This is a genomic window from Pontibacter sp. CAU 1760 (assembly GCF_054482735.1).
The window spans coordinates 153,083-167,039 of sequence record NZ_JBTLRL010000009.1 but is presented as its reverse complement, the minus strand read 5'-3'; the positions used below and the strand labels follow the sequence as shown (position 1 = coordinate 167,039).

Annotated in this window: 16 protein-coding genes; 10 read left to right on the top strand and 6 right to left on the bottom strand. The window is 52.5% G+C overall.

Annotation, left to right across the window (positions count from 1 at the left end):
• Positions 1-96: 96 nt before the first annotated feature.
• Complete coding sequence (locus ACXYMU_RS14190; protein ID WP_458987064.1) at positions 97-1,170, bottom strand: NAD-dependent epimerase/dehydratase family protein; 1,074 nt, start codon at positions 1,168-1,170, stop codon at positions 97-99.
• Between the two features lie 186 nt (positions 1,171-1,356).
• Between ACXYMU_RS14190 and ACXYMU_RS14185 the strand changes: the two genes are divergently transcribed.
• The 3 genes from ACXYMU_RS14185 (at position 1,357) to ACXYMU_RS14175 (ending at position 4,125) form a co-directional block, all read left to right on the top strand.
• Positions 1,357-2,067: a phosphatase PAP2 family protein gene (locus tag ACXYMU_RS14185; protein ID WP_458987063.1), complete on the top strand. Its 711-nt coding sequence runs from the start codon at positions 1,357-1,359 to the stop codon at positions 2,065-2,067.
• Between the two features lie 84 nt (positions 2,068-2,151).
• The gene (locus ACXYMU_RS14180; protein ID WP_458987062.1) at positions 2,152-2,727 is read left to right on the top strand and encodes a SixA phosphatase family protein; all 576 of its coding nucleotides are present in this window, start codon (positions 2,152-2,154) and stop codon (positions 2,725-2,727) included.
• 114 nt (positions 2,728-2,841) lie between these two features.
• Positions 2,842-4,125, top strand: coding sequence for a DUF389 domain-containing protein (locus tag ACXYMU_RS14175; protein ID WP_458987061.1), 1,284 nt, complete (start codon positions 2,842-2,844; stop codon positions 4,123-4,125).
• Here ACXYMU_RS14175 and ACXYMU_RS14170 read toward each other — a convergent pair.
• The 3 genes from ACXYMU_RS14170 to ACXYMU_RS14160 all read right to left on the bottom strand — a co-directional run bounded on the left by ACXYMU_RS14170 (position 4,117) and on the right by ACXYMU_RS14160 (position 6,751).
• A complete protein-coding gene (locus tag ACXYMU_RS14170) occupies positions 4,117-4,566 on the bottom strand; it encodes an RDD family protein (RefSeq protein ID WP_458987060.1) in 450 nt (149 codons plus the stop codon). The two genes, ACXYMU_RS14175 and ACXYMU_RS14170, sit on opposite strands and share 9 nt — an antisense overlap.
• A gap of 124 nt (positions 4,567-4,690) precedes the next feature.
• Positions 4,691-5,161: an RDD family protein gene (locus tag ACXYMU_RS14165; protein ID WP_458987059.1), complete on the bottom strand. Its 471-nt coding sequence runs from the start codon at positions 5,159-5,161 to the stop codon at positions 4,691-4,693.
• Positions 5,162-5,314: 153 nt separating this feature from the next.
• Positions 5,315-6,751 (bottom strand): dicarboxylate/amino acid:cation symporter, encoded by a 1,437-nt coding sequence (locus ACXYMU_RS14160; RefSeq protein ID WP_458987058.1) that lies wholly within the window; start codon positions 6,749-6,751, stop codon positions 5,315-5,317.
• 473 nt (positions 6,752-7,224) lie between these two features.
• On the opposite strand from ACXYMU_RS14160, the gene ACXYMU_RS14155 reads away from it, so the two are divergent.
• The 5 genes from ACXYMU_RS14155 to ACXYMU_RS14135 all read left to right on the top strand — a co-directional run bounded on the left by ACXYMU_RS14155 (position 7,225) and on the right by ACXYMU_RS14135 (position 11,408).
• Entirely contained in the window at positions 7,225-8,214 is a 990-nt protein-coding gene (locus ACXYMU_RS14155; protein ID WP_458987057.1) for a dipeptide epimerase, read from the top strand.
• A gap of 138 nt (positions 8,215-8,352) precedes the next feature.
• Positions 8,353-8,811, top strand: coding sequence for a MarR family winged helix-turn-helix transcriptional regulator (locus tag ACXYMU_RS14150; RefSeq protein ID WP_458987056.1), 459 nt, complete (start codon positions 8,353-8,355; stop codon positions 8,809-8,811).
• Positions 8,812-8,903: 92 nt separating this feature from the next.
• Positions 8,904-9,578 (top strand): YceI family protein, encoded by a 675-nt coding sequence (locus ACXYMU_RS14145; RefSeq protein WP_458987055.1) that lies wholly within the window; start codon positions 8,904-8,906, stop codon positions 9,576-9,578.
• A gap of 274 nt (positions 9,579-9,852) precedes the next feature.
• A complete protein-coding gene (locus tag ACXYMU_RS14140; protein ID WP_458987054.1) occupies positions 9,853-10,518 on the top strand; it encodes a YceI family protein in 666 nt (221 codons plus the stop codon).
• A 125-nt stretch (positions 10,519-10,643) separates the two neighbouring features.
• On the top strand, positions 10,644-11,408 hold the full coding sequence (locus ACXYMU_RS14135) for a DUF6503 family protein (protein WP_458987053.1): 765 nt from the start codon (positions 10,644-10,646) through the stop codon (positions 11,406-11,408).
• A 107-nt stretch (positions 11,409-11,515) separates the two neighbouring features.
• On the opposite strand, the gene ACXYMU_RS14130 is transcribed toward ACXYMU_RS14135, so the two are convergent.
• Both ACXYMU_RS14130 and ACXYMU_RS14125 read right to left on the bottom strand, forming a co-directional pair.
• Positions 11,516-12,061 carry a hypothetical protein gene (locus ACXYMU_RS14130; RefSeq protein ID WP_458987052.1) on the bottom strand — a complete coding sequence of 182 codons (546 nt, stop codon included), beginning with the start codon at positions 12,059-12,061 and terminating at the stop codon, positions 11,516-11,518.
• 3 nt (positions 12,062-12,064) lie between these two features.
• Complete coding sequence (locus tag ACXYMU_RS14125) at positions 12,065-12,508, bottom strand: nucleotidyltransferase domain-containing protein (protein WP_458987051.1); 444 nt, start codon at positions 12,506-12,508, stop codon at positions 12,065-12,067.
• Positions 12,509-12,968: 460 nt separating this feature from the next.
• Between ACXYMU_RS14125 and ACXYMU_RS14120 the strand changes: the two genes are divergently transcribed.
• Both ACXYMU_RS14120 and recR read left to right on the top strand, forming a co-directional pair.
• Positions 12,969-13,256, top strand: a complete 288-nt coding sequence (locus ACXYMU_RS14120; protein ID WP_458987050.1) for an ATP-dependent Clp protease adaptor ClpS — start codon at positions 12,969-12,971, stop codon at positions 13,254-13,256.
• An 11-nt stretch (positions 13,257-13,267) separates the two neighbouring features.
• The gene (gene recR / locus ACXYMU_RS14115) at positions 13,268-13,876 is read left to right on the top strand and encodes a recombination mediator RecR (protein ID WP_458987049.1); all 609 of its coding nucleotides are present in this window, start codon (positions 13,268-13,270) and stop codon (positions 13,874-13,876) included.
• Positions 13,877-13,957 lie beyond the last annotated feature (81 nt).

The window sequence follows — 13,957 nt, the reverse complement described above, 5'->3', positions numbered from 1 at the left end:
ATGCATCAGCAAGTATAGGGTAGCTGCAAATACATCAGATTTCACATAGCGGCGTGTTTCAAAGGTATATACCTTGTGCCGTTTTAGTTAGTTTTCTTAAGCCGGTTTACTGCAGGTTCCTCGTTCCGTCGTGTTTAAGGTATGTTTGGCCTGATAAGCGCGGTACCACTTCACAAAATAACCCAAGCCCTCCTCCAGCGAAGTGCCGGGGTGAAAACCAGCGGCCACCTTCAAGTCCTCCACATCGGCAAAGGTCGCCTCCACATCGCCGGGCTGCATCGGGTGCAGGTCAATGATCGCCTTTTTTTCAAGCAAGCGCTCGATGGTTGCAATCAGCTCCAGCAAATGCTCGGGCCGGCTGTTGCCGATGTTAAACAATTTGAAGGGGGCAGTGGGAGCGGGTTTAGGCAGCACGTTGATCAGCTTTTCGATGCTGTGCACCACATCGTCTATGTAAGTAAAGTCGCGGTACATGTTGCCGTTGTTGAACACTTTGATCGGGGTACCCTCCATAATGGCTTTCGTAAAACTGTAACAGGCCATATCCGGCCGGCCCCAAGGGCCATACACCGTAAAAAAACGGAGCCCCGTGATTGGGAGCTGGTATAAATGGGCATAGCTGTGGGCCATAACCTCGTTGGCTTTCTTGGTAGCGGCATAAAAAGAGATGGGCTGGTCCGTCTTCATGCTGGTCCTGAACGGGATTTTCTGGTTCAGGCCATACACCGAGCTGGAGGAGGCAAACAGCAGGTGCTTGATTTTATACCGACGGCTGGTCTCCAGCACATTGGCGAAGCCCACCAGGTTGCTCGCTACATACGCCTGTGGGTGGTCCATGCTGTAACGCACTCCGGCTTGCGCCGCCAGGTTCACGACCACATCAAACTGCTGGTCCTCAAAAAGCTTATCGAACGCCAGCTCATCGGTCAGGTCTAGCTGAACGAACGAAAGGTTGGGGTGGAGACGGCTTTGTGAAAAATGCTGGTAACGAATGCCCTCGCGGTTAAAGCCCTGTAGCGCCAGGCGGTCATACTTCAGCGTTGGATCGTAATAAGAGTTGATATTGTCGAGCCCTATCACGGTATGGCCTGTTTCCTGCAACGCCAAGGCTAAGTGATGGCCTATAAAGCCAGCGCTACCCGTTACCAGAACTTTCGGCTGTTTTGTCATACGCGTGCGATAAGAGTGATTTTATCTGGAAGACCAGGGGGTAATCCTCCAAACTACTGGCAATCACCTGACTATACGGAATAATTTAAGTATAATATGGGAATTATTATCTAAATCTGAGTTTTGTTTAAACATCGACATGGAGTTGATTAAATTTCCTGCCTGTTCACATCAGCTATCTTTTGCATGAAACACCTTACCAGAAAACTGCTCAGTTTGTTGGCGCTGCTTACAGCGGAAGTAGTGGTGCTGTGGATGGCTTTCTTTGCCTGCCTGATACTTTTTCTGGTAGTGGCGAACGAAGTTTTTGTGCAGCGGGACACCGCTCTGGATGAATCGCTTTTCCGGTTTGCCGAAAGCCATACCTCCCCGCAAACGACACGCTGGATGAAGATTATTTCCTTCTTTGCCTCGGCCGAGTATTTGATGGTGGCACCGCCCCTGGTAGTGCTGGTGTTTGCGTTCTTCAAGCGTTTGCGCTGGTATGGCCTGAAAGTGCTCTTGGTTTCAGTGTCCAGCAGCATCCTGAACCAGGTGATGAAGCGATACTTTGAGCGGCCACGCCCTGCGTTTGCCATGTTGGAGCAGTCTGGGTTGAGCTTCCCGAGCGGCCATGCCATGATCGGGATTGCCTTTTATGGCCTATTGATCTATGTGGCCTGGCGCACGGTCAGGAGCCGGTTGTGGCGCTGGGTGCTTAGCGTGCTGCTCCTGGTGCTGATTCTCCTCATCGGGTATAGCCGCATCTACCTGAAAGTGCACTATGCCACAGACGTGCTGGCAGGTTACGCCATGGGCCTGCTCTGGCTCATCGTATCAATTTTCCTGATGGGCAGACTGGAGAAGGCATACGTGATGGAAGCAAAGGAAAAGCAGGCGCAAGAAACGGATTTGTAGGGTTTGCTGCTGCAAAAGAGGTGTAAAGTGCTTATCTTGAGAAGGAACATCAACATGAAGCAAACAACAACTAACCTCCCACTGATGAAGAGACATTTACTCCTGCGTTACTGCTTTGCGCTCCTGCTGCTCTTAACCGCTGGCTGCCGTAACAACAACACCAAAGAAGCTGCGCTGGCCGAAGGGACTGACAAAACAGAAGCTGCCTCCACCACGCTGTACCTGGTGCGCCATGCCGAAAAGGATATCTCAGACCCAGCCAACCAAGACCCCGGCCTGACGCCCGCCGGGGCAGAACGGGCAGAGGCCTTGCGTGCGCTGCTGGAGGGGCAGCAGGTAGATGCCTTGTACGCCACCAAATACATCCGCACCAAAAATACCCTGAAGCCTTTAGCCGATGCCCGCCAACTGGAACTGCGGGTATACGAGGCGCATGACTTCGAGCACCTGAGAACGCTGATTCTGGAACAGCACCAGGGAGAAACCGTGGTCATCGCGGGCCACTCTAACACCATACTTCCCATCATCGAAGCCTTCGGGGCCGCCCCGCCGGTTACCGAAATCCCTGACAGCATCTATGGGCAGCTCTTTAAGCTGGTGGTGCCTGTGTCGGGCGGCCCAACGGCAGAGGTCAGCCAGTTCGGTGTGATGGCTAAATAGCTTACCCCATCCATTTTTGGCCTTGCGCCATGCTGCAAAAGCGGTATGGCGTTTTGGTATGCCCGAACATTTAAGGGTATAGCCTCCGTAGGTATTCTTAAAATCAGAAGAGATATGCGCCAACTACAAGTGAAAGTTTCGAAGGGACGGGGGGAAGAGGTAAAAGCCAAAGCCAAAGAAAGCAAAGCCAGAAACGTGAGCGTGCAACAAGCAGACACCGGCGAGCTGGTTACCCTCTACCTGAGCAACGATCAGGTGAGCAAGTTCCTGGAGCGCATCAACCACTTGGAGGAGGCAGAAATCAATCTGATACCCCGTGGGGTGATCACGCTATACCCGCCCCAAGGGGAAAGCCCGGACCAGGTCACGGATGTGTCTTTCCGTAGCCCTATCGAGATTTTCCTGGGAGGCCTGCAGAGCGTGGGCTCCAAAACCGGCCTGATGATCTACTCCATCGCGGGGGCTGTGCTGGTATGGGTCGGGTTGTATACCGGAACCAGTTACCTCCTGGTGGCTGCCATGCTGGTGGCTCCCTTTGCAGGGCCGGCCATGAATGCGGCCCTGGCGGCAGCTTCCGGCAAGATGGGACTACTCAAGCAGAGCCTGCTGCGTTACTTCATGGCGATCGGTACGGGCATCATTGTCTCCTACTTGCTTTCGCTGTTTGTCAATCAGCAGCACGCCACCCCCATGATGGTGTCGGTGAGCCAGATTTCGAAGGTAGCGGTGCTCTTGCCGTTAGTGGCAGGGGTAGCCGGCGGCATCAACCTGGTGCAGTCGCAGCGCGACAGCCTGGTGTCCGGGGCTGCGGTGGGTATGCTGGTAGCGGCATCGTTAGCGCCTCCCACCGGCCTGATCGGTATGGCGTTGAATTTCGGGAACTGGCAACTGATACGGAGCGGCATTTTCCTGCTCTTGCTCCAGTTGGCGGCAATTCAGCTGTCAGCGGCATTGGTGTTCCGGTATATGGGCAAGGTTACTGTAAAAGGGGTGCGCTTTGCCGATGGCAAGGAGTATGTTTACAAGTTGTCGCTTGGGGCGTCGGTGCTGCTGTTGGCCGGGTTTTTATACTGGCAGTTTGCCGGGCAGCCGGGCCTGCAAAAGGCCAGCCTCAACACAGAGATTACTGAGGTGATGCAAAAGGCCCTCAGCGAGATGAAGGATATTGAGTCGATTGAGGTGAGTGCCCGTTTTACGCGTGGTTCGCTTGAAAACCTAAACCCCGTCATCTGTGAGCTCTACATCTATAACCGGAACAAGAACCTGACCGATGAGCAGGTGAAGAAGCTGGTGAGCGATGTGCTCTACAAACGCATCAGAGAAAAGGAATTTAACGCGGCTCCGATGTTCAACATCACCGTGCTCGACTATCACGGCAACCCGGAAACCTTACCGTAGCACCACCTGGGCCTGGGCCAGCCTGTCGTGGAAAGTATGGCGTGATGCCGGCACTATTCCCGTCAGGTAGCGCAATACGATCACCACCAACGTAAGGGGCTTGGTAAAGTATCGCACCGTTGCCTGCTTTAAGCTAATGCGCCCGCCTGCCGATGAGGTTACCTGCAGGCGAAGCAAGTGTTTCCCGAAAGTAGCCTGTACAAAAGATGTCTCGGCCCCGACAAAATAAAGCCAGCCAAGCACCAGATGGAGCAGCCGCTCGGGCTTTAGGAGCAAGGCCTCTTCGTCGCTGCTGAACGTGAAGTAGTCAACCACGCCGACCAGGGTGAGCAGCAGGGCTAGGTCAAGCGCAAAGGCAACCCCGCGGATGCCCCAACTGGCCAGTGTGTTCTTGCTATCTGAAGAGGTATAAAGCACTTGCATGTGTGGTATCAATTCCAAAGGATGTGATATACTCGCTTCAGCACTTCTAAGTTGCAACCGCTCAATATGTTTTGTGGTGATTCACTGAATAAATAGCACTGTTGCGTTTTGCCATCACGGATTCTGACACCCGGTAAAGCAGCTAATTGATACTGTTAGTGGGGTGTTTGAGCACGAGGGTATGGGCAAGCAAATCGTGCAGGGCCTGGCGTTTTTTGGTGAAAGCCGCCATAATATACCCGATCAGCAGCAGAACGCCGGATAGCACTTTCCCGAAAAAGCGGCCAGTAGCACGGAAGAAAGTGATGGGGTAACCCTTGGTATCCGTCACGAAGATACCCATGGCCTGCTTGCCGGGCGTAGCCTGGTACGCAGAGCTCTCGAAGCCGGCATAGTAAAGCCAGCCAATCACAATACTGATGAAATTAAGCTTAAGACGTGCCTCGATGTCCGCTGTGTCGGGCACTAGCGGCAGGCCGAGTGCCAGCAATACCAGTCCTGCCAGCAGCGAGGTCAGCAGGCTGTCAATCAGCAAAGCTATCAGCCGGAGCCAAAAACTGGCATAGGTTAACTCTACGGTGCGGCTATTTTCCTCCTGCGTATGAAATTCCATCAGGCTATTATACGATTTCCGGGGCGGATTTTCAAATCGGTAGGGCGGCGTGTTTTGCGGGGTGCCTGCTAAAGAGGGCTTGAGGCAAAAAATGGCTGCGGTAGCTAGGTGTGCATCCGCAGCCATTTATGGGTAACAGGCAGAAGCCGAGAATTATACCAGTTCAGGTTGATTTTCGGCTTCCGGCAGGTGTTGCGAGAGTGCCGGATCAGAGGTTTCTACCAGACCGGTTTCAGGCTGCAGCTCAAACTCCCCTTCCCAACGGGCGACCACCGCCGTTGCCAGGCAATTGCCCGTTACGTTAACGGAGGTGCGGGCCATGTCCATCAGCTCATCTATACCCAGGATAGCAAACACAGGCCATACCGGCAGGTTAAACGAGGCGACTGTGCCCAGCAGAATAACCAAAGAGGCACGTGGAACACCGGCCACGCCCTTGCTGGTCAGCATAAGCGTGAACACCATCACTAACTGTTGCTGCCAGGTAAGCGGCACACCCGCAGCCTGCGCTACGAACACGGCGGCAAGCGCCAGGTACAGGGTGGTGCCGTCTAGGTTAAAGCTATACCCGGTTGGCATGACAAACGCCACAATCTTACGCGGCACACCCAGTTTTTCCATTTCTTCCATGGCGCGCGGCAGGGCAGCCTCCGAACTGGTGGTGGCAAAAGCGATGGATACAGGTCCCGAAACGGCTTTGAGGAAACGCACCACCGGGATGCGGGCAATCAGGGCAACAGGCAATAGCACCAGCACCGCAAACGCGATCAGGGCAATATAGAGGGTGGCCAGCAACTGGAACAGATTTAGAAGAATGCCAAAGCCCATATGCCCTACGGTATAGGCAATGGCGGCACCCACGCCGATAGGGGCAAAGTACATGATCACGTTCGTGAACTTGAACATCGTCTCGGAAAGGCTCTCGCAGAAGTCGAGCATGGGTTTACGCTTTTTCTCGTTAACCATGGCCAGGCCAATGGCAAACAGCACGCTGAACACCACGATCTGCAGCACCTGGCCCTCCACCACCGATTTGGCGATGTTTTCCGGGAACACATGCAGGATGATGTCGGATGCGCTCTGGGCAGGTACCGCCGCGATTTCCTCCTGCGACTGCGCCAGCCCGGCATCAATGCCCTCGCCGGCCTTGCTGATGTTGATAGCGGCCAAACCGATGAACAACGCTAAAGTGGTCACCACCTCGAAGTAAAGAATAGCTTTCCAGCCCATGCTGCCGACCTGTTTCAAGTTGGAGTGGCCGGCAATGCCCACCACCAGCGTAGCGAAGATAAGCGGTGCGATAATCGTTTTGATGAGCTTCAGGAAAATCTTGCTCAGCACGTTCAGGCTGGTGGCAAACTCCGGGAAGTCGTAGCCGATCTCCGCGCCTATCACCATGCTCACCAAAATCCAGGTGGTAAGGGAGCGTTTCTGGAGGCCGTAGAGCAAGAGCACCCCAATGCCCGCCCAGCGCACGGCCAGCAGAGCCTCCGCTGGCAAATGAAGAACACCGTACTGCTGTAGCACGGTCAGGAGGGCTGCCAGTGTAACGCACACAAGCACAGCCAGTGGTAAAAAAGACTTTTTCATAAAATAAATAAGAGTTACATGGCAACTGGCCGGGTATGGCCACCACCGGAAAAAGCCTTTGTAGGGAATGCGTCTGTAAAGCCTTTTGTTAGCGCAAATACCGACAGGGCACAGCTACATTAGCTTAGCAAATATAGGGGCAAAAAACACATTCGCCAATAGCGCCCATCCAGTTTCTAATTCTCAGTTCAAACGCCAGATTGCAGCGGTTGGGCAACATCTGCGTAGTTTTTGAGTTGAGAATGGAGGCTAGAGGGAATTTCATGAAAGCCGCGGTTTGCGGAGGCTGCCTAAAATCCCTAGCCTGATTTACTTACTCCTGCCGCTCCTGCGTGGTGGATCCCGGGGAACAGAAAAAACACCCCGCATTGAAGAGTAGGAGTGAGTTTATGTATAACTTTAGTCGCGACTTGAGTTATATAGCTAGAAAGTGCAAATTTAAGTATTTAACCATCCCTAACCTTAATCGATTTATGCTGACATGGCGCATCGAGGCCTTGCACCTCAAACTGAAGTATACCTGGAAAATAGCCCGAAACGCAAGCGACGAGAAGCTGAATTTCCTGGTGCAGGTTACTGACGGTACCTTCAGTGGTTTTGGAGAGGCGGCCCCCAATGTGCGCTATGGCGAAACGCCTGAACTGCTGCTGCAGCAGTACCAGGTACTGCTGATGGCAGGACTGGCGGGTATGAAAAGCATGGAAGATTTGCTGCAGCTGCTGCAGGAGCACCCGCCCGTTAACTCCCTGCGCTTTGCCATTGAGTCGGCGTACCTGCATTACTTTTGCCAGCACAAGGGTATAGCCGTACACCAGTTGTTGGGGCAGCCTGCACCGGGCCCACAGGCCACCTGCTATTCGCTCCCCATCATGGAGGCAGGGCAGGTGCAGGAGTTCATCAGCACGCACCACCTGAGCCGCTTCCAGAGCCTGAAGCTGAAGGTGAACCAGGAGCAGGGCGTGGATTTAGTGCGTGAGGTGTTGCAGGCCACCACACAACCTGTGGTGCTAGACGGCAACGAAAGCTGGCAGGATGCCGACGAACTGTTGCGCTTCCTGCAAACCCTCGACCCCAAGCGGGTGTTGTTTGTGGAACAGCCCATGCCCGCCGCAAATGCCGCGGCTTATGCCCATTTGAAGGACAAATGCCCTATACCGCTGGTCGCTGACGAGTCCCTGACCGATATGGCGGACTTCGAAATGCTGCGCACCGAGTTCCATGGCGTCAACATCAAGCTGATGAAGGCCGGCGGCTACCTGAATGCCGTGCGGCTACTGAAAGAGGCGCGCAAGCACGGGATGCTGGCCATGCTAGGCTGTATGGTCGAGACGACGCTCGGCATCTGGTCGGCGATGCAGCTCAGCAATGCCTTCGACTTCGTGGATCTGGACGGGTTTTTGATCTTGGAGCAGGAGCCTTTTGGGCTGGTGCGTGAGCAGGAAGGGGTGCTATTGCTGAAATAGGCAGAGGCGGCAGGGAAGGTATACTTGGAAACAATAGGTACGAAAAGGAACTTTATAAAAATAAATACGATTAGATGTATTGTACATTAAATGTATGTACATATATTTGTGTCATCATTCAGTCACATCAGTGAAAGCATGAAAATAGAAGAGGAAATTAAGCAGAGCTCTTTCAAGAACGAGCACCAGAAGGCAAACGTTAACCTGATTTATACCTCAGGCTGGCTACAGCAAATGCAGGCTAAGCTATTCAAGCCTTATGGCGTTACCCTGCCGCAGTATAACATCCTGCGTATTCTGCGGGGGCAGCACCCAAAGCCAGCTACCGTTAGCCTGCTGATTGAGCGGATGCTGGACAAAACGTCTAACGCCTCCCGCATTGTGGACAAACTGGAGAACAAGGAACTGGTTACGCGCAAGCAATGCATTTCTGACCGCCGCACCGTGGATGTGATGATCACGGAGAAGGGGTTGGCCTTACTGAAGGAGATGGATATCGTAGAAGGTGGCGAGGGCACGGGCATCATGAACCTCACAGCGCAGGAGGCAGCCCAACTGAATATGCTGCTCGACAAGATCCGAGACACGAACGAATAGAAAATTAACGTACTGGTTGCAGTCATGTTTACGCTAGGGGCTGCGCCTGTAGTTTATACCCTACAACATAAACCAAGAATCATAACAACAGAATGAAAAAGTTAACAATCCTTGCTTCCCTGGTTGGTGCCTTAATGGTGACCGCCTATGCCGGAAATACAACCAAAAGCGCTGACACCGTTGCCGCTGCTACAGAAGTTGCCACGCCTGCCAAAGGCCGGACATATAAAGTGGACGTTGCGAAGAGCGACGTGAAGTGGCATGCTAAAAAGGTAACCGGCGAGCACATGGGTAACCTTAGCCTGAAGAGCGGCCAGTTGGATGTGCAGGGTAATAAAGTAGTAGGAGGCACTTTTGCTTTCGACATGAACAGCATCACCTGCACGGACATTACAGATGCCGGATACAACCAAAAGCTAATCGGCCACCTGAAGTCTGATGACTTCTTCAGCGTGGAGAAGAACCCAACCGCGACATTCAAAATCACTAACGTGAAGCCTGCCAGCGGAAAAGACAATGCGACGGTAACCGGTGACCTGACCATCAAGGGAATTACTAAATCGATCTCCTTCCCGGCAGTTATTGCTGTGAAAGACGGAGTGGCGCATGCTAAAGCCGACGTAACAGTAGACCGTTCTAAATTCGACATTCGTTACGGCTCTAACAGCTTCTTCGATAACCTGGGCGACAAAGCCATTATGGATGAGTTTACCGTGAGCTTTGATGTTACTGCCAGGCAAGCACCTACTGCCACAGCCCAGAAGTAATTATCAGGCTTTATAGAAGGGGTTGCCGGCAGATTTGCCAGCAACCCCTTTTTAATTGTAGCCCTATCTTTTGGGATATAAAATTCAGCGCTTTAGCTGTAATGTGCAGTTGTGCAGCAAGTTAATGTAAGATGTTGTGGAGTTTTCTGTCAGCTTTTGAACTAAACGGCACTGGATATGCTTGTACATTTAATGTATATACATATATTTGCGTTGGCAAACATTATAGCCAACAGCACACGTATATTTTAAACGAACATAAAGAAAGAACATTATGAAGAAGACAGCCATCTATGCATCATTTGCCGCAGCACTCATGTTTTCGGCCTGTAACAACAGCACCGAAACAGCTGAAAATACTGAAACAGTAACTACCGCCGAGAGCACCACCACTGGTGAAGGCGAGACATATGCTGTAGCGCTAGAGCAAAGTGACGTAACCTGGAATGGAAAGAAGGTGACCGGCGAGCATTCGGGTACGATCGCCCTGGAAAGCGGCGAGCTTACTGTAGCTGGCAATCAGGTAACTGGCGGAACGCTAGTGATGGACATGAAGACCATTGCCAACACCGATATCAGCAGCGCTGAAGACAAAGGCAAACTGGAAGGCCACCTGAAGTCTGATGACTTCTTCGGCGTGGAGAAATACCCGACAGCTAAATTTGAGATTACCAGCGTTTCCCCGATTTCAGGCGCCGCTGCCGGAGAGCCGAACTACAGTGTGGCCGGTAACCTGACGATCAAAGACAAGACAAACCCGGTGGAGTTTCCGGCTACCATTAACGTGGAAAGCGGCGTGGCAACTGCCAAGGCCGACGTAACAGTAGACCGTGCCAAGTACGACATCCGTTACGGCTCTAACAGCTTCTTCGATAACCTGGGCGACAAAGCCATCAACGATGAGTTTACCGTGAGCTTTAACGTTACTGCTAAGCAGTAAGCATCGCTAAACGATCCGATTTTCCGCTCCGCTCTTTTCGAAGGGTCGGGGCGGTTTTCGTTTATACCCCTGCCATCAATCCCACGCCAATTCCTATCTTTGCCCTTTGCTATCGTTTTATACCCATGAGAATCCTGACCTGCCGATTACCACTTATCTTCGCTTTATTGCTCTTCCTGGCAAGTTGCTCGGAAAAGGACAGCCCGGAGGCAAAAACTATCATAGAGGCGGCCATTGCCGCGCACGGGGGCCAACACCTCGACCAAAGCGTGGTGAGCTTCCGGTTCCGTGACAGGCAGTACCGCGCACTACGCGACAACGGTGCCTTTGTTTACAGCCGCACCTTCACCGACGACTCCACTGGGCAGCGCATCCATGATGTGCTGCGGAACAGCGGGTTTGAGCGTACCGCGGATGACCAGATGGTAGCCTTGCCACAAGAGCGGCAGGACGCTTACACGGCCTCTGTTAACTCTGTGGTGTATTTCGCTTTGCTGCCTTATTTCCTGAAGGATGAAGCCGTGCAGGCCAAATACCTGGGGCAGGCCACCGTAAAAGGCGAGCCTTACGAAAAAGTGCAGGTGACTTTTGCCCAAACGGGCGGGGGCGAGGACTTTGAGGATGTGTTTGTGTACTGGTTCCATCAGCAGCGCCATACCATGGACTACCTAGCCTATAGCTATGCGGAGGATAACGGTGACATCGGGACGCGCTTCAGGGAAGCCACCAATCCGCGAGAAGTAAACGGCGTACGTTTCCAGGATTATAACAACTATACCGCACCCGAGGACCTGGCGCTCGAGAACTTTGACCGCGCCTTTGAGGCCGGCAAACTCAAGAAAGTGTCTGAAATAAACCTGGAGGGTATAAAAGTAAGCGGGCTGGAGTAAAGCTCTGGTGATGCGGCCTGTTGAGAAAAGGGATGGTACCAATTAACCGAAGGTTCATACCCTTTGTGAGTGTCAGTTCTTCCGTAGACTAGGGGATACCGACACACTTAATCCTCCACAAACTCCCGGGGCAGGTCAAAAGACAGCGGCTTGTTGCGCGCATGGATCTGTTGCAGGTAGCCATCAAGTTCGCTTTTATACTCCAGGTGGTAGTCCTCGTGCAGGTTTTTGCGGATAAGCTGGATCGTGCGCAATAGCAGGCGGGCCGTGGCGGTATAAAAGCCTTTGTAGTAACTATCGAACTGGCCAGTGAAGTTCTGGAAAATGAGCTGCAGGGTATACAGGTTCAGGTCTACTTCGCCTTTGGCGCTTTTCGTGATGCGCTTGAACCGCGCGGTTTCCTTCAAAGCCTTGCGCAGGGACTTCGTGAGTGCTTTAGCCAGCGAACGGCCACTCGCATTCAGCAGCAACTCATGGATCTTGTCCTTGGTCTGGTCGCATACCTCTTCCAGGGTTACTTCCTCCAGCAACTCATACGAGAGCAGGTCATAGAGTTCGGCATCCCGGCGGGCAGCTTTCAAGATGATCGCTTCTTTCTCTTTGTCGCTTAACTTCTTGACGGCTTGGCGAAACGGCGGGGAGATAGCAGGCATAAACTAGTCCGGCAGGTTTTGGAGATCCAGCAAATCCTGTAAACGGGCGGTGGCGCGCTTGTTCTTTTTCAGGTCGCTTAAGCAGATAAAGTTGGCCATGGTGTCGCCAAACGGCATGACCACCTTGTTATCCCAGCATTCCGTAAAAGTCAGCCCTGTTAGGCCCGTCGACAGATCGATGCGGTTGGGCGGGTAGCCTAGCTGCACGATAACATCGGGTGTGGTAAGGTCTTCCAGGTTCACGTCCTTCTCTAAATAGCCAAACCCATGCAGCACCTCCAGCACATCTTGGGCATTCTGCGCGGTAGCATCGATCCAGACGTCGATATCGCCGGTATAGCGGGGATAGCCGTACAGGGCCACGGCAAAACCGCCCGCTACCAGGTACCTGGCGTGGCAAGCGTTGAGTTTTTTTACAAGTTCCTGAAAAGTAGGCGTTAACTCCATTTGAACTAATAAGCAGTACTGGGCCCGCAGGTGCTCTGCAGCGGCAATACGTGCTGCTGCCGGCTGCGAAAGCCAGTAATTAACATCATCGTTTCGGTCCGACAGTCTTTTTTTGCTAACCGCTCTGTTTGCCGGTTGGGGCAGAGGGGCGCTTGCTTTATTGTACAAAATAGAGGCTCCGTGTTTAGTGGCTGTATAGCCTACGGAAAAGCAGCGGTTTTGTGTTCGGCTGGCGTGTTAATTCCAACCGGTTGCAAAAATATGCAATTAATAAATTCCCGTCAAATAATTGTGCTCTTTCCTTAAGGTCCCAGGGCCTTAAATACCCTGTTGCCGGAATCAAACAGCGTCCTAATTTGTTGAACCTTACGCGCCTTTATTATGGGGCCGTCGGCAAAGAAATGCCGCCGTAGGCTGGGGCCTGCTTCGTTAAATGCTTATTAATTCGTATTTTTGCATTATGAATTGGGAGACAGATATTTTACATAAAGAACAGGTAGAAGTAGAGTTGCTGGAAGAAAGCACCGATCTCCGGAACCTGGTAGTTTATAACGATGATGTGAACACTTTCGATCATGTGATCGAAACGCTGATAAAAGTTTGCAGGCACACCGCCGAGCAAGCCGAGCAGTGTACCATGCTGATTCACTACAAAGGGAAATGTACCGTCAAAATCGGCTCTTACGAAGAACTGATGGGTATGTGTACTGCCCTGCACGACAAAGACCTTTCAGCGGACATAGAGTAGAAAGGGCCTGCATGGAATTTCCGTCGAAACTAATAGAGAGTGCCGTCGAGGAGCTGGCCAAGTTACCGGGCATTGGAAGGAAAACAGCGCTGCGCCTGGCGCTGCACTTACTGAAAGAAGAATCCGAGACATCGTTTTCGCTGGCTGAGGCGCTGGTTAAAATGCGTACCGAAGTGAAGCACTGCAACGTGTGCCATAACATCTCGGATACAGACGTATGCAGCATCTGCTCTAACCCGCTGCGCGACAAAAGCGTGCTGTGCGTGGTGAGCGACATCCGCGATGTGATTGCCATCGAGAACACCTCGCAGTACAAAGGATTATACCATGTGCTTGGCGGCGTGATTTCTCCGTTGGAGGGCGTTGGGCCCGCAGACTTACAGATTGACTCGCTGCTGGAGCGCATTCCTAACTCAGAGGTAAAAGAGATACTGATGGCCATCAGCCCGACCATGGAAGGCGACACCACGGCGTTTTACCTGACCCGCAAACTCCGTGACCACGACCTTCGCATCACCACCATTGCCCGGGGCGTACCAGTAGGTGGCGAGTTAGAATACACAGATGAGATAACACTTGGTCGAAGCATTGTAGAGCGGACAGCCTACGGCAAAGTATAGGTTTCGCCACACATCATACACAGAAGAGGACATGCAGCAATGCGTGTCCTCTTCTGTATTTATACCCTGCCGGTTAACTGC